This is a genomic window from Chryseobacterium sp. SSA4.19 (genome assembly GCF_022601875.1).
GTDB lineage: Bacteria > Bacteroidota > Bacteroidia > Flavobacteriales > Weeksellaceae > Chryseobacterium.
On the sequence record NZ_JAKVIP010000004.1, the window covers coordinates 76,397 to 100,723 of the forward strand.

The window sequence follows — 24,327 nt, forward strand, 5'->3', positions numbered from 1 at the left end:
TTATGTTTCACGTGAAACATTAAACCATTTTTACTAAAGTTAAATGAAATTTGAGGCTCAGAACAGCTTCAAATTTCATTTTAAATTATCACATACAATGAAAATTAAGGATCATTTTCTCTCTCAGGAAATATTTGAAATTAAAGAAACAGAAATTCAAGGAGTTTATAAGACCTCTCCTGTTCCATTCGATATTTCCAAATATTATGAAAGTGAAGATTACATTTCCCATCATCAGGATTCCGGAAGTTTAAAAGAAAAGCTTTATAAATTTTTACAGTCGTTCAATTTACAATATAAAAAAACAATTCTTTTAGACCGTATCAAAAAGGGCTCTAAAGTTTTAGATTATGGATGTGGCGCTGGAGAATTTGTAAAATATATAGAAAATGATTTTGAAACATTAGGATTCGAGCCGGATATTGATGCAAGAAATTCCGCATTAAGTAAGATCTCAAAAGCTGCTATTCTGGATAATATCAATAACATTGAAGATTATACCTTGGATGCTATCACTTTATGGCATGTATTTGAACATATTGAAAACCAGGATGAAATGCTTGAAATTTTCAGTAAAAAATTGAAAGAAAAAGGACTATTAATTATAGCTGTTCCCAACCCTACTTCTTATGATGCAAAGCACTATAAAGAATTTTGGGCAGCTTATGATGTTCCCAGACATATTTATCATTTTTCAAAAAATGGTATGGAAAATTTAATTTCAAAAAAAGCAAACTGGAAATTAAGAAAAATTAAGCCTTTGGTTTTAGATTCCTATTACATTTCCATGTTAAGCGAAAAATATAAAAAATCACCACTTTTTTGGTTAAATGCACTCCTTTACGGAACCATTTCTAACGTAAAAGCCCTTTTTTCGAACGAATTTTCAAGTTTGATATATATTATCGAAAAAAAATAGAAATTAGATTTTAAGCCTATTTATGAAGGCAGGATTTAGCGCTTTTTTATAAAAATTAAAAAACTCATGCAAATTTGCACGAGTTTTTTATTTAAAATTCTACCAAAGATCTTTAGATTCTATTAAAATTTAAATCTGTATTTTATTATCTCAATTTAGTCAGATTATGTTTTCTTCAAAACTAAGTTGAGAGATAATTATAAATATATTTAAATATGATCAGGTATATACATATTAAACTTATTTGTTTTTCTTATCCTAAGCTTATTTAAAATGTAAAATTTACAATTGATAATTGCAAATAAAAAACTCTGCTAAAACCATCAGCAGAGTTTTTTAATATTTGAATTTTAATTATTACTTATTAATGGCAGCCACTCCCGGAAGTTCAAGACCTTCCAGACTTTCAAGCATGGCTCCACCACCCGTAGAAACATAACTTACTCTGTCTTCATATCCAAACTGTTTTACAAAGGCCACGCTGTCCCCTCCTCCAACTAAAGAAAAAGCACCCAGTTTAGTAGCTTCAGCAATACTATCGCCAAGAGCAATAGTTCCGGCAGCAAAATTTGACATTTCAAAGACACCGATCGGACCGTTCCAAAGAATAGTTCTGGAATTAAGAAGAACATCGTTAAACTGATCTCGTGATTTGGGTCCGGCGTCAAGTCCCATCCATCCTTCCGGGATGGTGTAAATATCCGATTCCTGTCTCTCCGCATCATTACTGAAACTTTCGGCAATAATAACATCAGAAGGTAAATATACTTTTACTTTATGTTCTTTTGCTTTTCCAAGGATTTCAAGAGCCAGGGAAAGCTTGTCTTCTTCAATTAAAGAATTTCCTACCTTCCCGCCTAATGCCTTAATAAAAGTAAAAGCCATTCCACCTCCGATAATCAAATTATCCACTGCCGGCAAAATATTTTCTATAATGGTAATTTTAGTTGAAACTTTAGAACCTCCTAGAATTGCTGTTACAGGTTTTTCACCGCTCTTCAATACTTTATCAATAGCTTTTAATTCATCAGTCATTGATAAACCGAAAAATTTAGTTGAAGGAAAAAATTCTGCAATTACAGCTGTCGAGGCATGGGCTCTGTGAGCAGTTCCGAATGCATCATTTACATAAGCATCAGCAAGTTGAGAAAGCTTTTGGGCAAAATCACGGTCTCCTTTCTCTTCTTCATTATGAAAACGCAGATTTTCAAGTAATAAGATCTCTCCGGGTTTAATTTCAGAAGCAGCCTGCACCGCTTTTTCACCTATAGAGTCTTCCACAAACTTTACTTCCCTACCCAGAACCTGAGAAACTTCGCCCGTTATATGTTTAAGTGAAAACTCGTCTTTTGCCTCTCCTTTTGGTCTTCCTAAGTGTGCCATTAAAATTACGGATCCTCCATCATTAAGGATTTTATCCACGGTAGGCTTTACCGCTGAAATTCTTGTATTATCTGCAACTTTCAGCTGGTCGTCCTGAGGAACATTGAAATCCACTCTTACCAGAGCCTTTTTATCCTTAAAATTGAAATCATTGATTGTTTTCATAAATAACCTGGAATTTTCTTTTCACAAATGTAAGATTTTAAAATTTTGAAAGTGCTGGAGCCCCGGAAAAGTTTTCAGAAAAGTTTTTCCCGATTTTCTCCGCAAGACCAACATCCACTAACCAACAATTTTTTTTTATATAAAAAAGAATACGCTATTGTTGTTGAGTGTTGTGAGTTTAGGGGATAACTTTTGGATAGAATCTTTATAACATCCTATTTTTGGACAATTCACAATTTATTTACATTATAATAGTCTGTGAATCTGTTTTTTTAGTCACTTATTAACAAATATTGATAACTTTTCCCCAATTTGGTTTCTGGATAAGTGATTTCTGGAAAAAGTGGTGACTTCTCACCTGAAAGTTTTTTAAAAATTGCAGGAGAATTTTTGGACGTACTTTGCATTACAAATTTTTACAATGTTACGAAACATTTATTTTGCCAGAGTTATCAACAGTTATTCACAATGATGCTCACAATTTACCCGCTAACAACTAACAGGTTTTGTTATTATTCTTACCTTTGTCCGGAAATAAATCTAAAAAAGCTTAATACTGCTGTTATGAAAAGAAAAATTGCAATTGCTGCAGACCATGCAGGGTTTGAATATAAAGAGATTGTTAAGAACTATTTATCGGAAAAGTTTGAAATTCAGGATTTTGGAACGTTTTCCACAGACAGTGTGGATTATCCTGATTTCGTACATCCTGCGGCAACTTCTGTTGAAAACGGGGAAAACGAGCTGGGCATTCTCATATGCGGAAGCGGGAATGGTGTTCAAATCACGGCTAATAAACATCAGAAAATCCGTTGTGCACTTTGCTGGATGCCTGAGATAGCGTCTTTGGCAAGACAGCATAATGATGCAAACATGATTTCCATTCCTGCAAGGTTCATCTCTAAAGAATTAGCCATTGAAATTGCAGATAAATTTCTTTCGACAGATTTTGAAGGAGGCAGACACAAGACAAGAGTTGATAAAATCGCTTTTTGCTAAATTGATAAAGGCTTGTAAATCTGGTTACAAGCCTTATTTATTTTTTATTGTCTATATTTGCATCCGGAAAGGAATATGATACTCTAAGTATTCCCAAGTAACCTGTTTTATTAATCATCATATTAAAATAAGGTTTTTCTCCGCTCTTCTCCATATTTGTTTTAAATTTATAGAAACTAAATGCTCCTACCATCAGTAGATTGGAAGGAAAATTGATGCTGTAGATGATAAGCACCAGGTTTAAATGGTTTTAATCTAATTAAAACTATAACCCATTAAACAATAATAAAATGCCAAAAAAAAGAAAATATATAAGTCAGAAAAATGACCATAAGTTGCAGGAAATCGGAAGGCTCATCCTGCGTTTCATGAATGAAAATTCAACAAAAATATATAATTACAAACAAATTTCAGACGGAATTGATTATCGGAATCCCAGACAAAGAGAGCTTGTCATACAAGCTTTGCATAAGCTGCAGGCCGCTGACAGGATCAAAGAACCTGAAAAAGGAAAGTATATCATTAATATGAATATCAAAGGAACCCTGACCGGTATCATTGATTTTAACCAATCCGGAAATGCTTACGTTAATGTAGAAGGCCTTGAGGATGATGTGTTTATCCATTCTAAAAATGTTAAAGATGCATTACAGGGTGATAAAGTATTAATTGTAACCTATACCTACAAAGGAAAAAAGCTGGAAGGTTCTGTGCTTGAAGTTCTGGAGAGATCGAGGACTGAATTCGTAGGTACTTTGCAGGTGGTTGCCCATAAAGATTTCGGATTTGTGGTTTGCGATAAGAAAACAATCAATACAGATATTTTCATTCCGAAAGGAAAATTCGGGGGTGCTGAAGATGGTGATAAGGTAATTGTAAAAATGACAGAATGGAGACCGGGCGATAAAAATCCTGAAGGTGAAATCACTCAAGTGTTAGGTTCACCCGGAGAACATGAAACTGAAATTCACTCTATCCTTGCAGAATATGGTCTTCCTTACACGTTTCCTGAAGATGTTGAGAGAGATGCAGATAAGATTGACAGAAGTATTAATGATGACGAAGTGGCAAAACGCCGGGACATGCGTGGAATTACTACTTTCACCATTGATCCTAAAGATGCCAAAGACTTTGATGATGCCTTATCGATCAGAAAATTAGAAAATGGGAACTGGGAGATCGGTGTTCATATCGCAGATGTTTCGCATTATGTAGTACCGGGAACGATTCTGGATGATGAAGCCTATCAGAGAGCTACTTCAGTTTATCTTGTAGACCGTGTAGTGCCTATGCTTCCTGAGGTTTTAAGTAATGATGTCTGCTCACTCCGTCCAAACGAAGATAAATTCACATTTTCGGCGGTATTTGAACTGGATGACGATGCCAAGATACATAAACAATGGTTCGGAAGAACTGTTATTCATTCCGACAGAAGGTTTACCTATGAAGAAGCTCAGGAAAGAATAGAAGGCCACGAAGGCGATTTTAAAGAGGAAATCCTGGTATTGGATAAGCTGGCCAAAATTATGCGCCAGAAAAGAATTAAAGACGGTGCGATTACCTTTGACAGAAGTGAAGTCAGGTTTAATCTGGATGAAAACAATAATCCTGTAGGCGTATACTTTAAGATCAGTAAAGATTCAAATCACCTGATTGAAGAATTTATGTTGCTGGCCAATAAAAAAGTATCTGAATTTGTCTCCCTGAATAAAAGAGGAGATATTTCCCAGAATACCTTTATTTACAGGGTACACGATGACCCGGATCCTGCCAAATTAGAATCTTTAAGGGATTTTGTTTCTACGTTCGGATACAAAATGGATCTTGCCAATACCAAAAAAGTAGCTGAATCTTTAAACAGATTACTGCATGACGTAAAAGGCAAAGGCGAAGAAAATATGATTGAAACGCTGGCTATGCGAAGTATGAGCAAAGCGGTATATTCTACAGAACCTATCGGCCACTATGGTCTTGGATTTGATTACTACAGTCACTTCACCTCTCCTATCCGCCGTTATCCGGATTTGCTTGCCCACAGGTTATTACAGCATTACCTAGATGGTGGAAAATCCCCTAACAAAGCGGAGCTGGAAGAAAAAGCCAAGCACTGCAGTTCCATGGAAAGACTGGCTGCCGATGCAGAAAGGGATTCCATTAAATACATGCAGGTAAAATTCATGGAAAAACATCTGGGAGAAACTTTTACCGGAGTTATTTCAGGAGTCGCCGAATTCGGTTTCTGGGTTGAAATCCCTGAAAACGGAGCCGAAGGCCTGATTAAATTAAGAGATTTAATGGACGATTCTTATACCTACGATAAGGCGACCCACGCTGTCTACGGATCAAGAACCGGCAACAGATACCAGCTGGGAGACCAGGTAAAGATAAAAGTGGTTAAGGCAAATCTTATTCAGAAGCAGTTGGATTTTAAGATTGTTGAATAATTAAATCATAAAGTTTAAATTTGTAACAATCGAATGAAAATTTTCTTATTTTCATTTAAAAAACTACTGAATGTTTGAACTGATAATATCTGCCATCGCATTAGGATTTATGCTGAGTCTGGTTTTTATAGGACCTATTTTCTTTCTTCTCATAGAAACCAGCTTTTCCCGGGGCCCAAAGCATGCTTTAGCATTGGATATAGGAGTCATTTCCGCAGATTTACTGTGTATATTGGCAGCATATTATGCAAGCGCAGATATTGTAACTTTAATTGATAAACATCCCGGATTTTACAGGATTACAGCCATACTTATTTTCGCATACGGAATTGTGATGATGTTTACGAAAACCAAGATGCATTTGCCGGGCGAAGAAAAAATTATTAGTCAGAATTATTTTAAAACATTCATTAATGGTTTTTTCTTTAATCTTTTAAATGTAGGAGTAATCCTCTTCTGGTTGGTAACGGTGATTTCTGTCAGGAATCAATATCCGGATACCGGTAATTTTATTTTATACATTGGCATTGTGATCGGGACTTATCTTTTTATAGACCTGATTAAAATATTTCTGGCCAAGCAGTTTCACGATAAGCTGACACAAAATCTGGCTAACAAAATCAGAAAAATTGTTGGCGGGATTCTTATCGGTTTCAGTTTCTTTATCTTTTTACAGAGTTTCAAAAAATTCAATCAGTTCGATAAGCGATTGGAGGAAGCTGAAAAAACCGAAGTAAAATACCAAAAACAAAAATGAAAAAAATAATATTTCCTGCTTCCCTAAAACAAGGAGATAAAATTGCGGTTATATCGCCTGCAGGAGCTGTACAATCATCTCAGTTGGAGGAAGGGATAAGCATGATTAAGAACAAAGGATATGAACCTGTTTTAGGAGAACATGTATATACTCAGTTTTTCAAAGGATATACCTATGCAGGAACAGAGCAGGAAAGAATACAAGATCTCAATTGGGCTTTTAACGAGCCTGAAATTTCGGCTGTCTGGGCTTCAAGAGGCGGTTACGGATGCCAGCATCTGATTGAGCACATTGAACTGAATAACTTTAAAGATCATCCGAAGTGGTATATTGGATATTCCGATAATACGGTTATTCAAAGTTACCTTTTAAAAAAAGGCTTTGCTTCCATCCACGGGCAGACGGTTAAAACCTCAGGCTTCGGAGTCACTGAAGAAAGTTATGATTTGATTTTCGATATTTTAGAAGGAAAAAAACCGGATTATGTTTTTGCATCACACCAGTTGAATAAAACCGGTACGGCGAAAGGACAGCTGGTTGGAGGAAATCTAGCCTTGATTTATGCGCTTCTCGGAACCAAATATTCATTTAAATTTAAGAATAGAATTTTATTCATAGAAGATATAGGTGAAAGTTTTTATGCTCTTGACCGGATGATCATGAGCTTAGAGCTAGCCGGGGTTTTTAATAAAATTTCGGGTCTGATTGTTGGCGGAATGACCAATATGGGTGACGAAAAAGAGAACGTTCAATATAAAGAAAGCTTCGATGAATTAGCTTACGAGTTAATTTCAGACAGGATTTCAAAATATAATTTCCCGGTAATATTCAGTTTCCCGAACGGGCATATTAAAGATAACAGGCCGTTGATCATAGGAGCTGATATAAAAATAAATATTGAAGATAAGGTTGAAATTCACTTTTAATTTTTATTCGGAATATGGCAGATCATAACGATTTCGGTAAAAAAGCAGAAGATTTGGCGGCAGAATTTTTGCAGAAAAATGGCTATAAAATCCTCGTCAGGAATTTTCGTTTTCAAAAAGCGGAGATCGATATTATTGCTGAAATTGATAATCAGATTGTCATCGTGGAAGTAAAAGCCAGATCTACCGATGCTTTTATATCGCCACAGGAAGCAGTGACAAAAACTAAAATCAAATCTATTGTATCAGCAGCCAACCATTATATGGAAGAGTTTAACAAGCACCAGGAAGTGAGGTTTGATGTGATTACCGTTCTTCCCGATGAAAGAAAAAATTTAATGATTGAGCATATTATTGATGCTTTTGAAGCGTTCGATGCAAACTGATATCATCATTTAGCAATCTATCGTATTTGATATTAAAAGGAATATTTTATGAAAACCATATTAATCACCGGGGCCACATCCGGAATAGGAAAATCTACCGCAGAGCTTTTGGCCAAGCAAGGAAACAGAATTATCATCTGCGGGAGAAGAAAAGAAGTTTTGGAATCACTGCAAGTTGAACTTTCTACTTTTACCGAAATATTTAGTTTGGAATTTGATGTAAGAAACTTAGATGAAGTTGAAAAAGCAATCAGTTCACTTCCCGATGAATGGGAGAATATCGATGTACTCATCAATAATGCCGGGAATGCCCATGGTCTGGATCCTCTTTCTGCAGGGAAAACCGATGATTGGGATTCTATGATTGACGGGAATGTAAAAGGGCTTCTATATGTCTCGAAAATGATTATTCCGGGAATGAAAGAAAGAAACTCGGGACATATTGTGAACATCAGTTCTGTGGCGGCAAGACAAACCTATGTTAATGGTGTGGTCTATTGTGCAACCAAAAAAGCCGTTGATGTTATTTCCGAAGGAATGAGGCTTGAACTGACGGAATTCGGAATAAAGGTGACCAATATTCAGCCGGGAGCTGTAGAAACCGAGTTTTCAATGGTAAGATTTAAAGGAGACAGTGACAGAGCATCATCGGTTTACGCAGGATATGAGCCGCTAAAAGCTGAAGATATTGCAGAATCTATAGCCTACTGCATCAATGCACCGAAGCATGTATGCATTTCCGATATGACCATCTACCCTGCTGCACAGGCAGAACCGAGAACGATTTACAGAAATCAGATTCAAAATAATGCCTTAAATTTGTAGGAATATTCAAAATAATTCTGCACAATAGGTTCAGCTTAAATTAAAAAAATGAAAATTTTATATCTTGAAACTTCTTCAAAAAACTGTTCTGTAGCAATCTCGGATGACGAAAATTTACTGTGTCTTACCGAAGAGGTCTCTGAAAATTATAAACAGTCTGAAAGTCTTCATACTTTTGTAGAATGGGCTTTGGAGGGAGCGGGTATCTCAATAAAAGATATTGAAGCGGTTTCTTTAGGTAAAGGTCCGGGATCTTATACAGGTCTTAGGATAGGTGCTTCTTCAGCAAAAGGATTTTGTTATGGATTAAAGGTTCCCTTAATTGCCGTAAATTCTATGGAAAGCATGATAGAGCCGTTTTTAGGAAAAAACTATGATCTGGTTATCCCTTTGATTGATGCAAGAAGAATGGAGGTTTATACGGCTTCTTATGACGGTAAAACGGGAGATGAAATGTCTTTAACGGAAGCGAAAATTTTAGATGAGTATTCTTTCGGAGAACTTAAAGATAAAAAAGTATTGTTTATAGGCGACGGTGCCGAAAAGGCAAAAGAAGTTTTACAGCTTCCCAATGCTGAATTTAATAAAGACGTCTACCCTTCTGCACGGTATCTGATCCAAAGAACGATTAAAAAAATTCATGATAAAGAGTTTGAAGATATCGCGTATTTCGAACCGTTCTATCTTAAAGGTTTTCATGGCGTAAAAAAAAATAAATCATCAGATTCTATATGATCAAAAGATAAACTGCACTAAAAAAGCGAAGAACATTATATCCTTCGCTTTTTTATTTATTGTGCTTTTGCAGGAGCCGCCGAATTGAGATCCATAGGCTGTAACTGTTGATTGCTGTTTTCTTTCTTTCTTTGCCGGTTACCGTTTATGCCGGAAGACTTTGGCTGTGGATTGCTCATTTGTCCGTTCCCGGAATTTTGCAGGCCACCTGGCCCGGATTGCTGAGGGATGTTAGTGCTTAAATTCCCTGTATTTTTGGGTAGCATATTCCCTTTATTGTCCGTTGGCTGGAATGACAGGTCGGTTTTCAGGTAGTTCAGCATTTCCTTAGCCTTCTGTCCTTCAGGTGTTTTGGAATAATTTAAAACAATCTGCTCCAATTGAAGGATCATGACTTCTTTTCCACTCGATTTCCCTGAATTGAATGCATTCAGCAGATACAGTTTGGGGACGAGTGCATCTTTCGGATATTTCTGAATCGTTTGATCTATAAGGTCTCTGCTCTCCCCGAATTTCTCGGATTTATATAATGCAAATGCTTGTTTATATTGATTTTCAACATCTTCAGAAGATTTAACAAAAGTGCTGTTTTTCGGATTTCTTGCAAATTCAGCATAAGAAGTATAAGGATAGTCTTTTAAAAGAATCTGTTTTGCCTTTTCTGCAGCCTGTGGATTCTTCAGGTAATTCATCGCAAAAATCTCATATAATGCCTGCAGCATGACTTTTTCTTCAGGTTTTACCTCTACAAGATCATACAATGTTTTAGTAGCTAAAGGAGTGTTGGTAAAATAATTCTGATACATAACTCCTAAACCGAGGGAAGCCGTATCCCTGTCTTTTTTCAGCTGATCTAGCTTTGCGATGTCTGATGGGACCTGTTCAATATAAAAAGCCGGCTCAAAACGTCTCGGGTTCGGTGCAGCGGTTGTACCCAAAGCATCATTTTTCATATCTTCAATAGTCGCCATTTTTTTTGATGAACGCCAGTTATCAACCAGAGCCCGGTCTCCCCAGGTTTGTTTAAAGGTCTGGGTTCCTTTAGAAACCGTTCCTGTATTGGAAAAATAAAACCCTTTGGTTGACACTCCGAAATCTTCAAACGAATTTGAATTGTTGGCAAAGATTGAGGTGGCATTGTAATCTCCTGAATCAAAACCTTTGCTTCTTTCCGCACGTCTTCTCTCCAGCTGTTCTTTTTCTTCTTTGGCTTTTATTTTGGCAATATATTTTGAGAAAAAATCAGTTTTTTGTTCCGGGGACATCCTGGCCAGGTTCAGAATACTGTCATTTTTTTTAATCAGATAATAATTTTTAGAGATTTTTTTAATGTAAACCGACTGATCTGCCAAAAGTACTTTTGAAGTTTCATACGTCATTACTGCCAAAGCAGAATCATAATAAGCTCCTGCACCGATATAATCATTCTTATCCAGGTATCCTTTTCCGATTTCATAATAAGCCAGGCCGCGGATCTGCCCGTCGGAAACTTTTTCGGTCAGGGATTTTCTGAAATATTCCTGGGCTTCTTCTTTTTTTCCTGCTTTATTGGCCATAAGTCCCAAAGCATAATAAAATTCGTTCTTTCTTGAGCCGTATGTTCCTTTGGTACTGATGTCTTCAAGATATTTCCTGGCTCCGCTGTAATCTCCGTTTCCATTGAACGTTTTAGCAATTTCGATCTGGGATTTTACTTCGAATTCAAAATCATTGGCATATTTATAAGCAGCCATGAAACTTTCTCTGGCTTTTTCATTTTGATTAAGATTTTCCAAGACCTGCCCTCTCAGATAGGCAATCCTGCTTTTCAGTTTTCTGTTGGTGTTGAGTTCAAAAGCATTGTCCAGCTCCCTTACGGCTTCCTCTTTCTTTCCGGCATCCAGAAGTGATTCAGAATAATAAATACTGAGCAGCTTCTCATATTGTTTACTGATTTTTTCACTTTTCAGCTTGGCGAAAACATCATGTGCTTTATGGTAGTCTTTCACCTGATCATAGGCAAGACCCTGATAAATTCTTGCCAGAGGAATTCTTTTATCATCCTTCATATGGGTGAACACATAATTAAGCGCATCAAGGGCTTCCAATGATTTTCCTCTGTAAATCCTTGCCTGCGCAAGAATCATATAGGCATCAAAAATCTGCTTATTCTTTTCTTCACCATGCTTGATCACAGAATATTTATTGATGGCTTTTAAAGCTTTTGCCTCTGCAATTTCCAAAGTACTTGCTCCTTTTTGACCCGTCTGGTTCGGATCACCCGCTGCACTCCCCGCTCCCATTCCAGGTGCGCCGGACATTGCAGGATTTCCAGGCATTCCTTGCACTCCTCCTCTTCCATTCCCGTTTTGCTGAGGCCTATTGACTTCAGCCATTTTCATGGAATTTTCAGCAAAAGCTGAAGATTGTCCCAGATCACTTCCCAAAGGCTGGTCTTCATAAGTTAAAATAGGAATAAACGGCGCATAAAAATTATCTTTATGGGCTTTATCTCTGGTTTCAAACTCGTTATTTAATGCATCTTTTGCATTAAATAAGGTATTGTAATATGTGGTAAATCCTTTCATGAACTTCGATCGCTGTTCCGGCTTCTTGGTTTTGGTAGCACATGAAGCAGCAATGCAAAGGATTAAAAGGAATAAAATATTCTTTTTCATTATTCAATATAACTCGCTAAACTACTTTTTATTATCAGTAGTTTGATGATTTTGTAAAAATAACAAAATTTTATATGGAAACTCATTATATTTCTTTCAAAATTTTGTAAACCAAATGGGTAGGAAGCCCCATGATCGTATAAAAGCTTCCTTTCATATTTTTAATTTTGGCCATTCCCAGCCATTCCTGGATGCCATAGCTTCCTGCTTTGTCAAAAGGTCTGTAATGTTCAATATAATAGTCTGCTTCCTCATCTGTTATGAGATCAAATTCCACATCGGCTACATCAGTCTTAGTAATGGTTTTATTTAAAGTTTTAATGGTTATGCCAGTGTAAACCTGATGGATCTTTCCGGAAAGAATCTTCAGCATTTTTTTAGCATCCTCTTCATTCATGGGTTTTCCAAGAAATTGGTTGTCAATAGCCACTACGGTATCTGCTGTCAACAAAACTTCATCCTTTTCCAATTGCCTGAAAGCATTTGATTTAAGTTCAGATAAGTAAGCAGCAGACTCTCCCACTGTAATATGTTCAGGAACTATTTCATCACAGTCAATCTTCACCACTTCAAATTCAAAACCCAGATTGGATAATAGCTCTTTTCTTCTGGGAGACTGTGAGGCAAGTAATAATTTCATAGTCAATTAATTAAACCGATTGTGTATTGTCCTCATGCCATTTTCCCTGAACTTTCATGACCTGCTCGATGACATCACGTACGGCCCCGCTCCCACCCTTTTTCGGAGAAATATAAGTTGCAATTTCTTTAATTTCAGGCACTGCATTTTCAGGACAGGCTGCAATGGCGGAATTTTTCATGATGTTTACATCAGGAATATCATCGCCCATTGTCAGAATTTCTTCATTTTTAAGATTGTATTTCTTCTTAAAGTCTTCGAAATCTATCATCTTATCAGGAGATTTGGAGTAATAATCTTCAATACCCAGATAATGGATCCTGTGTTTTACCATTTCATCATTTCCACCGGTGATAACTCCAATCAGGTAATTGTTTTTGATGGCTTTAACCACAGCATATCCGTCCAGCACATTCATTACCCTGCACATATTGCCTCCGGGCAGAAGATAGACACTTCCGTCCGTGAAAACTCCGTCTACATCAAACACAAATGCTTTTATATTTTTTAGTTTTTCTTTATAGCTCATACATTTTTTGAATAGAATGATTCATTGTCTTATAAATTTCCAGGCTTTCATCCTTTAAAAGCTGCTCATGAATTTCCAGGATTCTTTTATCATTTCTCACAGCAGGTCCTGTTTGGGCAGATTTAGGTTCAAATTCATGAATTTTCTGAACCGTTTCATCAATCAGTGGCAAGAAATAATTGAAAGGAATATCCTGGGTATCAGAAATCTCTTTTGCCCTTGAGAAAAGGTGATTGACAAAGTTGCAGGCAAAAACTGCTGTCAGATGGATGTATTTCCTTTTCTCATAGGTACTTTCCATAACATTTTCAGAGATGGAAGAAGCAATGTTACATAACATTTTACTATCATCATTGTTTTCCGTTTCAATGAAAAATGGAATATTGCGGTAATCCATTTTCTTTGTTTTTGAAAAAGTCTGTAAGGGGTAAAAGCTTGATTTTCTATACTCTCCTACTAAAATATCTATTGGGAGCGAACCTGAAGTATGTGCTACGAGACAGTTTTTATTGGTAATGATTTTAGAAACATCTTCTATAGAATTGTCACTGACACAAATAATGTAAAGATCCGCATCACTTAGGTTTTTAGTTGAATAAGGAACTTGTAATTCCTCAGATAAGTTTCTTAATTCCTGTTCATTTCTTCCAAAAATCTGAAATAAAGGAATGGTATTGGAAACAAATGCTTTAGCAAGATGATAAGCAACATTTCCGGAACCGATAATTACAGTTTGCATTGAACAAAGATAAGATTTTCACTTTAGTTTAAAAAGGGTATACCATAGGAAGATTAAAGTTATCTTTCAGAACGTAAGGATTACGGAATTATACATAAACTTAGAATAATTATTTTTTAAAGATTTAATGTTTATTATAATTCGTTATTTCAACGGAGATGCCTATTGTAAATAAATTATACTATTTATTTTTTTATATCTTTTGCCCGTATATTAAGAAGAAGAGTGGTAGATTTATTATATTTAGTCCACCTATTTGGACTAAAAGTTGAATACGTAATTTAACTTTCAATTATTTTTATAATCCAAAACAATGAAAGCATCTTATGAAGATTAAGGACGCGGAAATTATTTCGTTGATGCAAAACCCACGGACTCAGGAAAAAGGAGTTCGTGCTCTGATGGATGCTTATCAAAGCAGATTGTATTGGCACATAAGAAGAATTATTGTGGACGGAGATCTTGCTCAGGATACTTTGCAGGAAACTTTTATTAAAGCTTATCAGAATTTTCATCAGTTTAAAAACGATAGTCAGTTGTACACATGGCTGTACAGAATTGCAACCAATGAAGCATTACAGCAGATTAATAAGCTGAAAAGAATGCAGAAATCAGATGAAGATCCTGAATACTACATGCAAAACCTGATTGCTGATAATACAGACGGGGATGCAGAGGAAATACAGATATTATTACAGAATGCTATACAAAGCCTGCCGGAAAAGCAGAAACTGGTATTTATGATGCGGTATTATGATGACCTCCCTTATGAAGAAATATCTAAAATCGTAGATATGTCGGTAGGGACATTAAAAACAAATTATCATTATGCCAAACAAAAAATAGAAGAATATATTAAAGAAAATTACGAAAGATAATTTTTGAAATAAAAGAAATGAAAGATTTTGATATAGAAAAGCTGGAGCGCAAAAATATCTACCGGATGCCTGATGATCTTTTCAATACCATTCAGGAGAAGGTAATACATGATGTAAAAGCAAATAAGAAAGCGCCTGTATTCAAGTTAAATTGGGTATATGCAGCAGCGGCATCGTTAGCGTTGATTTTTGGAGCGACTTTTGTTTTTAATTCTTATAATGAAACAGCAAAAGATTCTGGAAGTTCGCAATTTAAGAATATGGTGAATAATTCTGAAAAGAAAACAGAAAGCCAGATTGCTTATGAAACATTAAAATCTGATTTAACTTCTGTAGAAAGTGATAATCAAACAATGGAAAGCGGAGAAAGTAAAAGGTCATTAGCAAAGGAAAATAAAGCAAAAAAGACCTTAACAGGCAAAACAAACCAAACGGCCAAACCTGTTTCAAAAGAAAATGAAGCCCAGATGAACGCCTTTCTGGATTCCTTTACAAATTCTGAAATTTCAGAATTGGCAAGTAATTCGACACAGGATGTTTACTTGGATTTATATAATTAAAATGACGATGAAAAAGATATTATTTACGCTTTTTATAATGTATGCTTTTGGTCTGAATGCCCAGAAAACAGATTACGATTGGAAGAAAATGAATCCTAAACAGAGAAAAGAAGTAATCAACAATCTTTCTCCTGAAGAAAGGAAAACACTTCTTAATAAGTTCCGTAATAATATGGTGATGGATAATCTGAATATAGATTCAAGCGATAAGGATGAATTTACGAATATTTATAATGAGTATCTGGAAAGCCAGAAGCAGATTAAAAGTCAGTTTAATGCCAATTTCGATGCTGAAAGTTTATCTGATGAGGAAGCAAAAGCTAAATTGCAGCAGAGCTTTGAAGTAGGACAGAAGTTATTAGATAATAGAAAAAAATATGCTGATAAGATGCAGCAGATTATTCCTTGCCAGAAAGTCTTGAAGCTGTTTCAGTCTGAGGGAATGATGAGAGATAAGATGAATGAAAGAAAGCCCCGCGACAATAACAATGCGCCAAGGCCAAGGCAAAACCCATAATAGTTTATTTTTTAATGTTGGACGACTCTTACAATGTATTGTGAGAGTCGTTTAATTTTAAAGCAATGCTTAGTTTTCACAAAAATTTAATGGTGAAAATATATTTTATTAATTTATTCTGGCATTGATGAAAGCACAGAAAGTAGAGTATATAAAGACAGGACAATATAAGAAAGCTTACATTTTGAAACAACCGTCCGTTTTGGCGGGATGAACTAAACTACAATCAAATTAAAATTATTTCTCTGTATAAAATTAAGGATGAAGAATTCTCTTGCATTTTCCTATCTTTGCCAATTACAAGGTTCTTAAATGAAAAACATACGAAATTTTTGCATAATTGCCCATATTGACCACGGTAAAAGTACTTTGGCAGACCGTCTTCTGGAATATACCAATACGGTAACCCAGAGAGAATTACAGTCTCAGACGCTCGATGATATGGATCTGGAGAAAGAAAGAGGGATTACCATTAAATCTCATGCTATCCAGATGGATTATGAATACAAAGGAGAAAAATATATCCTAAATCTGATCGATACGCCGGGACACGTAGATTTTTCTTACGAAGTTTCCCGTTCGATTGCTGCCTGTGAAGGAGCGCTTCTTATTGTAGATGCCGCACAGAGCATCCAGGCACAGACCATCAGTAATTTATATCTGGCATTGGAAAACGACCTGGAAATTATTCCGATTCTTAATAAAATAGATCTTCCGTCTGCCAATCCTGAGGAAGTAACGGATGAAATCGTTGGTCTTTTAGGATGTAAACCGGAAGATGTTCTGAGAGTTTCCGGCAAAACAGGAGCCGGTGTTCATGATTTGCTTGAGCAGATTGTCAACAGGATCCCGGCACCGGTAGGAAATCCTGACGGTCCGTTGCAGGCTCTGATCTTTGACTCCGTGTATAATCCTTTCAGAGGTATTGAAGCCTATTTTAAAGTAGTGAACGGAAGCATTTCCAAAAATGAAAAAATTAAATTTTTTGCTACCGGAAAAGAATATGGAGCGGATGAAGTAGGAACGTTGAAGCTGAAGCAGGTTCCTAAAAAGAAAATTGAATGTGGAGACGTAGGCTATATCATTTCAGGGATTAAGGATGCAAGGGAAGTAAAAGTAGGTGATACGATTACATCATTTGAAAATCCTGCTGCTGAAGCCATTGACGGGTTTGAAGAAGTAAAACCAATGGTTTTTGCAGGAATTTACCCGATTGATTCTGAAGATTTCGAGGAATTAAGGTTCTCATTGGAAAAACTGCGGTTAAACGATGCTTCTCTGGTTTTTGAACCGGAAAGTTCTGCCGCTCTTGGATTTGGTTTCCGTTGCGGATTCCTGGGAATGCTTCACATGGAAATTGTTCAGGAACGTCTTGACCGTGAATTTAATATGAATGTCATTACTACGGTTCCCAACGTTTCATATCACGGGTACTCTAAAAGAGAACCTGAAACAGCTATTTTGATCAACAACCCGTCTGAAATGATTGATCCGAATCTTTTGGACAGAGTGGAAGAACCTTATATTAAAGCTTCTATTATTACAAAATCTGATTTTGTGGGTGCGGTCATGACACTTTGTATTGAAAAGAGAGGTGAGATCGTCAATCAATCTTATCTTACGGCAGACAGGGTAGAACTTACTTTCAATATGCCCTTGGCTGAGGTTGTTTTCGACTTTTATGACCGTCTGAAATCAATTTCTAAAGGATATGCATCATTTGATTACTCACCGATCGGAATGCGTTCTTCCAAACTGGTTAAAATGGATATTTTAATCAACGGAGATATGGTAGATGCTTTGTCTTCATTAATCCACGAATCCAATGCCTATTATATTGGTAAAAAAATGTGTGAAAAGCTTCGTGAACTGATCCCGAGACAGCAATTCGATATTGCGGTACAGGCGGCCTTGGGAGCAAAAGTGATCGCAAGAGAAACGATTAAAGCGTTAAGAAAAGATGTTACGGCAAAATGTTATGGAGGGGATATTTCCAGAAAGCGTAAGCTTTTGGAAAAACAGAAAGAAGGAAAGAAGAAAATGAAGCAGATCGGAAGGGTAGAAGTACCGCAATCAGCATTCATGGCCGTCTTAAAACTTAATGACTAACGATATCAACCGCTTCAGCCGAAGCGGTTTTTTTGTATTTATGATTCAAATTATTTTTTAAGTGGCATCGAAGTTGTAATTTTGTGTATTCACAACGCAAATTAATACAATGGATTCTCCAAAGAAATTACAGGATATAAAGGTAGCAGTAGACGCGGTGGTTTTTGGATATTTTGATAAAAAAGATTTACAGATCCTTTTAATCAAAAGAAATATCGGACCTTTCAAAGGAGGATGGGCATTGCCGGGCGGCCTCGTTTTAGATGATGAAAATCTGGACGATGCAGTAAAAAGGGAATTGTACGAAGAGGCTGGCATTAAGCCTGATTTTTTAGAGCAATTATATACATTTGGCAACGTAGGCCGGGATCCCAGGAACAGAGTGGTTTCTATAGCTTATCTGGGGCTTGTGAATCCTTCTTATTACGAACTGTTTGCCGATTCTGATGCAGAAGATGCTCAATGGTTCAGCATCAACACACTTCCGGAGCTCGCCTTTGATCATCAGACGATCATTGAGACAGCATTAAAACGCCTCCGTACAAAAATTCAGTATCAGCCGGTTGGCTTCAATCTTCTTCACGACGAGTTTGCTTTTTCCGAGCTTGAACATCTCTACACCACCATTATAGGAAGAGAAATTGACCGCCGGAATTTCAGAAAAAAAATAATGAGCTACGGTCTCCTGAATGAGACGGACAACGTAAAAAAAGAAGGGAGCGGAAGACCGGGAAAACTTTTTACATTCAATCAGGAAAAATATAAAGAACTGGAAGAACAAGGATTTTATTTTGAGATCAAATAATTTACTTTTATAATTTCATAAATTTTATTATTGATAATCAGCAACTTAAATTATTTAGTGTAAAATTAACGCAAATTAATTTGGTTAGTAAAAGCATGTTTATTTAAATTTGTGTAATAATAACGCAATTATGAAATATACAGTAGAAAGTATAATTAAAAAGTTTCAGCAACAAGAAAAGCCTGAGTTTTTGTTTTTCTGGGGACATACTGTAAAAGATTATATAACAAAAGCCTGTTTCAGCCAATGGTTTGCTTTTGAATTTGAAGAAAATGGAATTTCTTACAAAACTGCTGAACATTATATGATGGCTGGGAAAGCAAGATTATTTAATGATCAGGAAATTCTAGAAGAAATTTTAAGATCAGAAACACCAAATCAAGCAAAGAGATTAGGCAGAAAAGTCAAGAACTTTGATCCGGAAATTTGGGATGAACATAAATATGAAATCGTAAAACAGGGAAATTTATTGAAATTTTCTCAGAATGAAAAGTTTAAAGAATTCTTGCTTTCAACACATGATAAAGTTTTGGTAGAAGCCAGTCCTTATGATACTGTTTGGGGAATTGGAATGCTGGAGACTGATCCGGGAGTAGACAATCCCGATATTTGGAAGGGAGAAAACCTTTTAGGATTTGCATTAATGGAAGTTAGAGATGTGTTGAAAGGATAGAACACAATAAAGAATCAACACAAAATTATTTATTATGGAAAAAACAGAGTTGCATCCGCAAATATTTTTGATTGAAAATTTTCTTTCCGATTCAAAATGTGATGAGTATATTTCGATGTCACAAGGAAAGGCTTTCGAAGAAGCTAAAATTAGTATGGGTGCTCGGCAGATGATGAACAAAGGAATAAGAAATAATGATAGATTAATGATTTTTGATAATGATTTAGCTAAAAATCTTTTCGAAAAAGCAGTTGGATTTCTTCCTCAAACCCATGACGCTTATAAAGTTTTGGATTTTAATGAAATGTTCAGGATCTACAAATATTCTCCGGGGCAGAGGTTCAACATGCATCGTGACGGAAGCTACATCAGAAATGAGAATGAGAAAAGCTTTTATACTTTTTTAATCTATTTGAATGATGATTTTGAGGGTGGGGAAACAGAATTCGAAAACCTGTTCACAGTTACCCCGATAAAAGGATCTGCATTGGTTTTCTATCACCCATTAAGGCACGAAGGAAAAACTCTGATTAATGGATTGAAGTATGTTTTGAGGACAGATGTCATGTATGCTAAAGCGTAATTGCTAAAATAGATGCAAAACTATGCCTTTTTTAATTAGCGTAAAAATAACACAAATATTAATTTAAAACCTAAAGCTATGTTTGGTTTCCGACACATCAAATTCGATTCAATGACGTATGTCATTCATTTCAGTAATGGTAAAATTATGAAAGAAGGGCGGGGATTATCATTCTTTTATTTCGCACCGAATTCATCTATTGTAGCGATTCCGATGGGAAGTAATGACCTGCCGTTTATTTTTAATGAAAATACACGGGATTATCAGACCGTGAAAATCCAGGGGCAGATCAGTTATAAAATTACCGATCCGAAAGCACTTTCCAATACCCTGGATTTTACGGTAAACGAAGCGGGAGTATATAAGAAAAACGATATGGAAAAGCTTAACCAGAGAATTATTAACCTGGCACAGACTTCCACATCATCATTTATCCATGAATTAAGCTTAAAAGATGCCATCCGTTCTGCAAAGCAGATTGAAATGAATATCCTGGAAGGACTGATGAATTCAGAAGCAATTAAAACCATGGGTATCGAGATTATGGGAACCAGTATTCTGGCGGTTCAGACCACACCTGAAATGGCAAGGGCGCTGGAGACGGAAACAAGGGAAAAATTACAGCAGCAGGCCGATGAAGCCATCTATGAAAGAAGGAATTTTGCAGTAGAACAGGAAAGGAAAATTAAAGAGTCTGAACTGAATACCGAAATTGCCGTTGAAGAAAAGCAAAAACAGATTGAAGAGAAAAGAATGGAGACCGAAGTGCAGCAGGAAGAAAACAACAGGATCTTAAGAGAAATGAAGATTGCAGCCGATATTTCTGTGGAAAGCCAGAGAAAACAGCTGATCGAGCAGAAAACGGAAAACGACAGGAAAGAGGCGGAAACACAGGGATATATGGTAGAAGCTTCTTTAAAACCGTATAAAGAAATCGACTGGAAAATCCTCAGTGCTTTAACCGGAAAACAGGATGCCAAAAATAATATTGCTTTAGCTTTCCGGGAACTGGCTGAAAATGCAGGCAAAATAGGAAATCTGAATATCAGTCCGGATTTATTGGATACGATTCTGAAACAATAAAAAAGGCGGCAATAAAGGAGTCTGAATATATTTAAAAATCGTAATTATGAAAATTGAATATGCCATCATCATTAAGAATAAAACAAGACTAGAATCTTTAATTGAAAGATTCAATACCAAAGCGCAGGCAAAGTTTTATATTGAACGTTCAGGAGGAAATTTCCAGGACTATGTGGATGAGCATGAACAGTTTTACCGTTCATTTCTGGAAGTCCAGACTCAGCTTTCCGGAATCATTAAAAATAAAGTGGTTGAAAAGGATTTCATACCGTCCTATATCTTCTCAGAAAATAATGTGATTGTGGTGATAGGGCAGGACGGACTGGTTGCCAATGTGGCTAAATATTCCAGGCATATTCCGATTATAGCGATTAATCCTGATGAAGAGAGGTATGATGGAACACTGCTTCCTTTTACGGCTAAGAATTTTTTGAATGCAGTGAAATCCGTAATAAACGAAAGTTTTAGTTCAAGAAAGATGCGGTTTGCAGAAGCCGTATTGAATGACGGACAAAAATTACTGGCCGTTAATGATCTATTCATCGGGATTTCTTCCCATGCCTCGGCAAGATATAAAATCATGCTGAACGGAAAAGAAGAAACCCATTCTTCAAGCGGAATTATTGTTTCCACCAAAACCGGGAGCACAGGATGGTTGAGTTCGGTTTTCAATATGGCTTCCGGGATTTTAGGTGTATCGGATATGAAATATCCGCAATTAAAAGATGAGGATCTGTATTTTGCGGTAAGAGAGCCTTTTAAAAGTATCAGAACACAAACGGATATCTGCGGAGGAAAATTGGAAAAGGGAAATAAACTGATCATCGAATCATTAATGCCGAATAATGGCTTTATATTTAGTGACGGCATTGAGCAGGATTTTCTTCATTTTAACAGCGGTGCAACTGCAGAAATCAGGCTTGCTGATGAAGAAGCAGTTTTGGTATTACAGTAAAAAGCATGAAAATGATACAATATTTAACAGGTGATGCAGCAAACCCTCAAATAGAGGGAAATAAAATCATTGCTCATATTTGCAACGATATCGGAGGCTGGGGAAAAGGTTTTGTTGTGGCAATTTCGAAAAGATGGAAAGAACCGGAAAATGAATACAGAAAGTGGTTTAAGAATGGTGAACATTTTCAGCTTGGAGAAATCCAAATGGTTCAGGTGAAAGAGAATATCTGGATTTGCAATATGATTGCCCAACATAAAACGATTACCAGTTCAAAAGAAGTTTCTCCGATCAGGTATGAAGCTGTCGAAAAATGTCTGGAGAAACTTTCTGTTGAAGCATTAAAGTTAAATGCTGGTATCCATATGCCGAGAATCGGTTGTGGGCTGGCAGGTGGAAAATGGGAAGCAATCGAACCGATTATTGAAAGAACCTTGTTAAACAATGAGGTGGAAGTATATGTGTATGATTTTGAATAAAATTAATTAAACCATGAAAACAATAACATTATACAGGCCTGTAGGTGAAAAGGAAATGATTTTAATTATAGAAAGCAATTATAAGAAATTTCCTCCACGGCTGGAGTGGCAGCCGATTTTCTATCCTGTTTTAAATGAAGACTATGCTTCAGAAATTGCAGAAAAGTGGAATACCCGTGATCAGGCAGGAAATTATCTCGGTTTTGTAACCAAATTTGAAGTGTCGGAGGATGAAGTAAATAAATATCCGATGCAGAACGTCGGAGCGGGAAATCATAATGAACTGTGGGTTCCTTCGGAAAATCTGGAAACGTTCAATCAGTCCATTGCAGGAAAAATTGAAGTGGTGAAAGTTTTCATAGGAAAAGATTTTAAAAGAGCTTCCAATAATGAAATTAAAGACCTGCTTGTAAATTTAAAATAATGAAATTAAAATTAGAAAAATATAAACAACAACTACAGGATTGGCCTCAGAAAGGACATCATATCATGGCTCAATATGACAATGAAAAAATTATAATTTATCAATCCTATCGGAAAGAGATTGGTGAATTTGCTGTTAAGAACCAATATTTTGGTGGTGCATTCAGTCTGGAAAGAATGACTTGGATAAAACCTAATTTCCTCTGGATGATGTACAGGAATGGTTGGGGAAAAAAAGAAGGTCAGGAATATGTTTTAGCAATTCATTTAAAAATGGAAGCCTTTAAAGAATATCTGAGAAATGCGGTGTATTCTTCATATAACAAGGAGATGGAAATTTCCAGAGAAGAATGGAAGGATCAGGTAAATGAATCTTCGGTAAGGCTGCAATGGGATCCGGATCATGATCCTTTTGGAAACAAATTAGAGAGGAGAGCAATTCAGATAGGTTTAAGAAATGATTTTATTAGATCTTTTGCTCAGGATGACATTATTTTAATTGATGATATTTCAGATTTTGTGAAAGAGCAGTATCAGTATGTTTTGAATGATGATTTGGATAACCTGATGCTGCCTGAAGAAAAACCGTTAGTATTTGATGATGAAAATTTAAATAAAAAATTGAAGCTTAACAAAAATCCTGATCCTTATGAATATTGAATTAATAAAAACAGATATCACCAAAATAAAAACAGATGCCATCGTGAACGCAGCCAATTCTTCTTTATTGGGCGGCGGCGGCGTAGATGGTGCTATCCACCGGGCAGGAGGACCGCAGATTCTGGAAGAATGCAAATCAATCAGGAACCGGCAGGGAAACTGCAATACAGGAGAAGCCGTTGTAACTACAGCAGGAAATCTTTCTGCTGAATATGTGATCCATACCGTAGGTCCGATTTGGAATAATGACGTAGAAAAATGCTCGGAACTGTTGGCAAATTGCTACACAAATTCTTTGAAGCTGGCAGAAACCCTGAAGGTAAAAACAATTGCTTTTCCTAATATCAGCACGGGTGTGTATGGATTCCCAAAAGAGTTGGCTGCTAAAATTGCAATAAATCAATTGAAAAATTTTAAATCAAAAAGTATAGAAAAAGTAATATTCGTTTGCTTTGATGATGAAAATGAAGAGATTTACAAAAAACTATTAAGCTAAAC

26 protein-coding genes are annotated in these 24,327 nt (G+C 36.1%); 21 read left to right on the forward strand and 5 right to left on the reverse strand.

Translation table 11 applies throughout. The features are described 5' to 3' along the window. The first annotated feature begins 97 nt into the window (after positions 1 to 97). Positions 98 to 919, forward strand: coding sequence for a class I SAM-dependent methyltransferase (locus MKJ01_RS03685; protein WP_241611883.1), 822 nt, complete (start codon positions 98 to 100; stop codon positions 917 to 919). A gap of 357 nt (positions 920 to 1,276) precedes the next feature. On the opposite strand, the gene pgk is transcribed toward MKJ01_RS03685, so the two are convergent. Further along, on the reverse strand, positions 1,277 to 2,467 hold the full coding sequence (gene pgk / locus MKJ01_RS03690) for a phosphoglycerate kinase (protein ID WP_241611881.1): 1,191 nt from the start codon (positions 2,465 to 2,467) through the stop codon (positions 1,277 to 1,279). A 564-nt stretch (positions 2,468 to 3,031) separates the two neighbouring features. Here pgk and rpiB point away from each other — a divergent pair. The 7 genes from rpiB to tsaB all read left to right on the forward strand — a co-directional run bounded on the left by rpiB (position 3,032) and on the right by tsaB (position 9,539). Further along, positions 3,032 to 3,466, forward strand: coding sequence for a ribose 5-phosphate isomerase B (rpiB, locus tag MKJ01_RS03695; RefSeq protein WP_241611879.1), 435 nt, complete (start codon positions 3,032 to 3,034; stop codon positions 3,464 to 3,466). Positions 3,467 to 3,756: 290 nt separating this feature from the next. After that, positions 3,757 to 5,910: a ribonuclease R gene (gene rnr, locus MKJ01_RS03700; RefSeq protein ID WP_241611876.1), complete on the forward strand. Its 2,154-nt coding sequence runs from the start codon at positions 3,757 to 3,759 to the stop codon at positions 5,908 to 5,910. Positions 5,911 to 5,980: 70 nt separating this feature from the next. Then, positions 5,981 to 6,667: a LysE family translocator gene (locus tag MKJ01_RS03705; RefSeq protein WP_241611874.1), complete on the forward strand. Its 687-nt coding sequence runs from the start codon at positions 5,981 to 5,983 to the stop codon at positions 6,665 to 6,667. After that, positions 6,664 to 7,593, forward strand: a complete 930-nt coding sequence (locus MKJ01_RS03710; protein ID WP_241611872.1) for an LD-carboxypeptidase — start codon at positions 6,664 to 6,666, stop codon at positions 7,591 to 7,593. The genes MKJ01_RS03705 and MKJ01_RS03710 overlap by 4 nt, the downstream gene beginning before the upstream one ends. A gap of 14 nt (positions 7,594 to 7,607) precedes the next feature. Then, positions 7,608 to 7,979 carry a YraN family protein gene (locus MKJ01_RS03715; protein ID WP_241611869.1) on the forward strand — a complete coding sequence of 124 codons (372 nt, stop codon included), beginning with the start codon at positions 7,608 to 7,610 and terminating at the stop codon, positions 7,977 to 7,979. Positions 7,980 to 8,027: 48 nt separating this feature from the next. Beyond that, entirely contained in the window at positions 8,028 to 8,804 is a 777-nt protein-coding gene (locus MKJ01_RS03720) for an SDR family NAD(P)-dependent oxidoreductase (RefSeq protein WP_241611867.1), read from the forward strand. Positions 8,805 to 8,852: 48 nt separating this feature from the next. Continuing rightward, complete coding sequence (gene tsaB, locus MKJ01_RS03725; protein ID WP_241611865.1) at positions 8,853 to 9,539, forward strand: tRNA (adenosine(37)-N6)-threonylcarbamoyltransferase complex dimerization subunit type 1 TsaB; 687 nt, start codon at positions 8,853 to 8,855, stop codon at positions 9,537 to 9,539. A 56-nt stretch (positions 9,540 to 9,595) separates the two neighbouring features. Here the strand turns inward: tsaB and MKJ01_RS03730 are convergent, their stop codons facing one another. From MKJ01_RS03730 to MKJ01_RS03745, 4 genes are all read right to left on the reverse strand, one after another. Continuing rightward, positions 9,596 to 12,196, reverse strand: a complete 2,601-nt coding sequence (locus MKJ01_RS03730; RefSeq protein ID WP_241611863.1) for a tetratricopeptide repeat protein — start codon at positions 12,194 to 12,196, stop codon at positions 9,596 to 9,598. An 85-nt stretch (positions 12,197 to 12,281) separates the two neighbouring features. After that, positions 12,282 to 12,836, reverse strand: a complete 555-nt coding sequence (locus MKJ01_RS03735) for a nucleoside triphosphate pyrophosphatase (RefSeq protein WP_241611862.1) — start codon at positions 12,834 to 12,836, stop codon at positions 12,282 to 12,284. 10 nt (positions 12,837 to 12,846) lie between these two features. Beyond that, positions 12,847 to 13,365, reverse strand: coding sequence for an HAD family hydrolase (locus MKJ01_RS03740; protein ID WP_241611860.1), 519 nt, complete (start codon positions 13,363 to 13,365; stop codon positions 12,847 to 12,849). Next, positions 13,355 to 14,104, reverse strand: a complete 750-nt coding sequence (locus MKJ01_RS03745) for a Rossmann-like and DUF2520 domain-containing protein (RefSeq protein ID WP_241611859.1) — start codon at positions 14,102 to 14,104, stop codon at positions 13,355 to 13,357. Before MKJ01_RS03745 ends, MKJ01_RS03740 begins: the two co-directional genes overlap by 11 nt. Before the next feature lie 326 nt (positions 14,105 to 14,430). Here MKJ01_RS03745 and MKJ01_RS03750 point away from each other — a divergent pair, with 326 nt between their 5' ends. The 13 genes from MKJ01_RS03750 (at position 14,431) to MKJ01_RS03810 (ending at position 24,325) form a co-directional block, all read left to right on the forward strand. Beyond that, positions 14,431 to 14,982, forward strand: a complete 552-nt coding sequence (locus tag MKJ01_RS03750) for an RNA polymerase sigma factor (RefSeq protein WP_241611858.1) — start codon at positions 14,431 to 14,433, stop codon at positions 14,980 to 14,982. Between the two features lie 17 nt (positions 14,983 to 14,999). Continuing rightward, on the forward strand, positions 15,000 to 15,542 hold the full coding sequence (locus MKJ01_RS03755) for a hypothetical protein (protein WP_241611857.1): 543 nt from the start codon (positions 15,000 to 15,002) through the stop codon (positions 15,540 to 15,542). A 7-nt stretch (positions 15,543 to 15,549) separates the two neighbouring features. Further along, positions 15,550 to 16,059, forward strand: coding sequence for a hypothetical protein (locus MKJ01_RS03760; RefSeq protein WP_241611856.1), 510 nt, complete (start codon positions 15,550 to 15,552; stop codon positions 16,057 to 16,059). 312 nt (positions 16,060 to 16,371) lie between these two features. Further along, positions 16,372 to 18,168, forward strand: coding sequence for a translation elongation factor 4 (gene lepA / locus MKJ01_RS03765; RefSeq protein ID WP_241611855.1), 1,797 nt, complete (start codon positions 16,372 to 16,374; stop codon positions 18,166 to 18,168). A 109-nt stretch (positions 18,169 to 18,277) separates the two neighbouring features. Then, positions 18,278 to 18,973: an NUDIX domain-containing protein gene (locus MKJ01_RS03770; protein WP_241611854.1), complete on the forward strand. Its 696-nt coding sequence runs from the start codon at positions 18,278 to 18,280 to the stop codon at positions 18,971 to 18,973. Positions 18,974 to 19,103: 130 nt separating this feature from the next. Then, positions 19,104 to 19,646 carry an NADAR family protein gene (locus MKJ01_RS03775; protein WP_241611853.1) on the forward strand — a complete coding sequence of 181 codons (543 nt, stop codon included), beginning with the start codon at positions 19,104 to 19,106 and terminating at the stop codon, positions 19,644 to 19,646. Between the two features lie 34 nt (positions 19,647 to 19,680). Next, positions 19,681 to 20,229, forward strand: a complete 549-nt coding sequence (locus MKJ01_RS03780; protein WP_241611852.1) for a 2OG-Fe(II) oxygenase — start codon at positions 19,681 to 19,683, stop codon at positions 20,227 to 20,229. A gap of 78 nt (positions 20,230 to 20,307) precedes the next feature. Further along, entirely contained in the window at positions 20,308 to 21,312 is a 1,005-nt protein-coding gene (locus tag MKJ01_RS03785; protein ID WP_241632481.1) for an SPFH domain-containing protein, read from the forward strand. Between the two features lie 46 nt (positions 21,313 to 21,358). Next, positions 21,359 to 22,267 (forward strand): sugar kinase, encoded by a 909-nt coding sequence (locus MKJ01_RS03790; RefSeq protein WP_241611849.1) that lies wholly within the window; start codon positions 21,359 to 21,361, stop codon positions 22,265 to 22,267. 11 nt (positions 22,268 to 22,278) lie between these two features. Continuing rightward, the gene (locus tag MKJ01_RS03795; protein WP_241611848.1) at positions 22,279 to 22,746 is read left to right on the forward strand and encodes a macro domain-containing protein; all 468 of its coding nucleotides are present in this window, start codon (positions 22,279 to 22,281) and stop codon (positions 22,744 to 22,746) included. Between the two features lie 13 nt (positions 22,747 to 22,759). Beyond that, complete coding sequence (locus tag MKJ01_RS03800) at positions 22,760 to 23,170, forward strand: ADP-ribosylation/crystallin J1 (RefSeq protein WP_241611847.1); 411 nt, start codon at positions 22,760 to 22,762, stop codon at positions 23,168 to 23,170. Next, complete coding sequence (locus tag MKJ01_RS03805; protein ID WP_241611846.1) at positions 23,170 to 23,829, forward strand: DUF4291 domain-containing protein; 660 nt, start codon at positions 23,170 to 23,172, stop codon at positions 23,827 to 23,829. The genes MKJ01_RS03800 and MKJ01_RS03805 overlap by 1 nt, the downstream gene beginning before the upstream one ends. After that, entirely contained in the window at positions 23,819 to 24,325 is a 507-nt protein-coding gene (locus MKJ01_RS03810) for an O-acetyl-ADP-ribose deacetylase (RefSeq protein ID WP_241611845.1), read from the forward strand. Before MKJ01_RS03805 ends, MKJ01_RS03810 begins: the two co-directional genes overlap by 11 nt. Positions 24,326 to 24,327: the final 2 nt, after the last annotated feature.

What these genes read in the sequence shown, in the direction of transcription:
- MKJ01_RS03685 (WP_241611883.1), top strand. Translation starts at nt 98, where the DNA reads ATGAAAATTAAGGATCATTTTCTCTCTCAGGAAATATTTGAAATTAAA.
- pgk (WP_241611881.1), bottom strand. Translation starts at nt 2,467, where the DNA reads ATGAAAACAATCAATGATTTCAATTTTAAGGATAAAAAGGCTCTGGTA.
- rpiB (WP_241611879.1), top strand. Translation starts at nt 3,032, where the DNA reads ATGAAAAGAAAAATTGCAATTGCTGCAGACCATGCAGGGTTTGAATAT.
- rnr (WP_241611876.1), top strand. Translation starts at nt 3,757, where the DNA reads ATGCCAAAAAAAAGAAAATATATAAGTCAGAAAAATGACCATAAGTTG.
- MKJ01_RS03705 (WP_241611874.1), top strand. Translation starts at nt 5,981, where the DNA reads ATGTTTGAACTGATAATATCTGCCATCGCATTAGGATTTATGCTGAGT.
- MKJ01_RS03710 (WP_241611872.1), top strand. Translation starts at nt 6,664, where the DNA reads ATGAAAAAAATAATATTTCCTGCTTCCCTAAAACAAGGAGATAAAATT.
- MKJ01_RS03715 (WP_241611869.1), top strand. Translation starts at nt 7,608, where the DNA reads ATGGCAGATCATAACGATTTCGGTAAAAAAGCAGAAGATTTGGCGGCA.
- MKJ01_RS03720 (WP_241611867.1), top strand. Translation starts at nt 8,028, where the DNA reads ATGAAAACCATATTAATCACCGGGGCCACATCCGGAATAGGAAAATCT.
- tsaB (WP_241611865.1), top strand. Translation starts at nt 8,853, where the DNA reads ATGAAAATTTTATATCTTGAAACTTCTTCAAAAAACTGTTCTGTAGCA.
- MKJ01_RS03730 (WP_241611863.1), bottom strand. Translation starts at nt 12,196, where the DNA reads ATGAAAAAGAATATTTTATTCCTTTTAATCCTTTGCATTGCTGCTTCA.
- MKJ01_RS03735 (WP_241611862.1), bottom strand. Translation starts at nt 12,836, where the DNA reads ATGAAATTATTACTTGCCTCACAGTCTCCCAGAAGAAAAGAGCTATTA.
- MKJ01_RS03740 (WP_241611860.1), bottom strand. Translation starts at nt 13,365, where the DNA reads ATGAGCTATAAAGAAAAACTAAAAAATATAAAAGCATTTGTGTTTGAT.
- MKJ01_RS03745 (WP_241611859.1), bottom strand. Translation starts at nt 14,104, where the DNA reads ATGCAAACTGTAATTATCGGTTCCGGAAATGTTGCTTATCATCTTGCT.
- MKJ01_RS03750 (WP_241611858.1), top strand. Translation starts at nt 14,431, where the DNA reads ATGAAGATTAAGGACGCGGAAATTATTTCGTTGATGCAAAACCCACGG.
- MKJ01_RS03755 (WP_241611857.1), top strand. Translation starts at nt 15,000, where the DNA reads ATGAAAGATTTTGATATAGAAAAGCTGGAGCGCAAAAATATCTACCGG.
- MKJ01_RS03760 (WP_241611856.1), top strand. Translation starts at nt 15,550, where the DNA reads ATGAAAAAGATATTATTTACGCTTTTTATAATGTATGCTTTTGGTCTG.
- lepA (WP_241611855.1), top strand. Translation starts at nt 16,372, where the DNA reads ATGAAAAACATACGAAATTTTTGCATAATTGCCCATATTGACCACGGT.
- MKJ01_RS03770 (WP_241611854.1), top strand. Translation starts at nt 18,278, where the DNA reads ATGGATTCTCCAAAGAAATTACAGGATATAAAGGTAGCAGTAGACGCG.
- MKJ01_RS03775 (WP_241611853.1), top strand. Translation starts at nt 19,104, where the DNA reads ATGAAATATACAGTAGAAAGTATAATTAAAAAGTTTCAGCAACAAGAA.
- MKJ01_RS03780 (WP_241611852.1), top strand. Translation starts at nt 19,681, where the DNA reads ATGGAAAAAACAGAGTTGCATCCGCAAATATTTTTGATTGAAAATTTT.
- MKJ01_RS03785 (WP_241632481.1), top strand. Translation starts at nt 20,308, where the DNA reads ATGTTTGGTTTCCGACACATCAAATTCGATTCAATGACGTATGTCATT.
- MKJ01_RS03790 (WP_241611849.1), top strand. Translation starts at nt 21,359, where the DNA reads ATGAAAATTGAATATGCCATCATCATTAAGAATAAAACAAGACTAGAA.
- MKJ01_RS03795 (WP_241611848.1), top strand. Translation starts at nt 22,279, where the DNA reads ATGATACAATATTTAACAGGTGATGCAGCAAACCCTCAAATAGAGGGA.
- MKJ01_RS03800 (WP_241611847.1), top strand. Translation starts at nt 22,760, where the DNA reads ATGAAAACAATAACATTATACAGGCCTGTAGGTGAAAAGGAAATGATT.
- MKJ01_RS03805 (WP_241611846.1), top strand. Translation starts at nt 23,170, where the DNA reads ATGAAATTAAAATTAGAAAAATATAAACAACAACTACAGGATTGGCCT.
- MKJ01_RS03810 (WP_241611845.1), top strand. Translation starts at nt 23,819, where the DNA reads ATGAATATTGAATTAATAAAAACAGATATCACCAAAATAAAAACAGAT.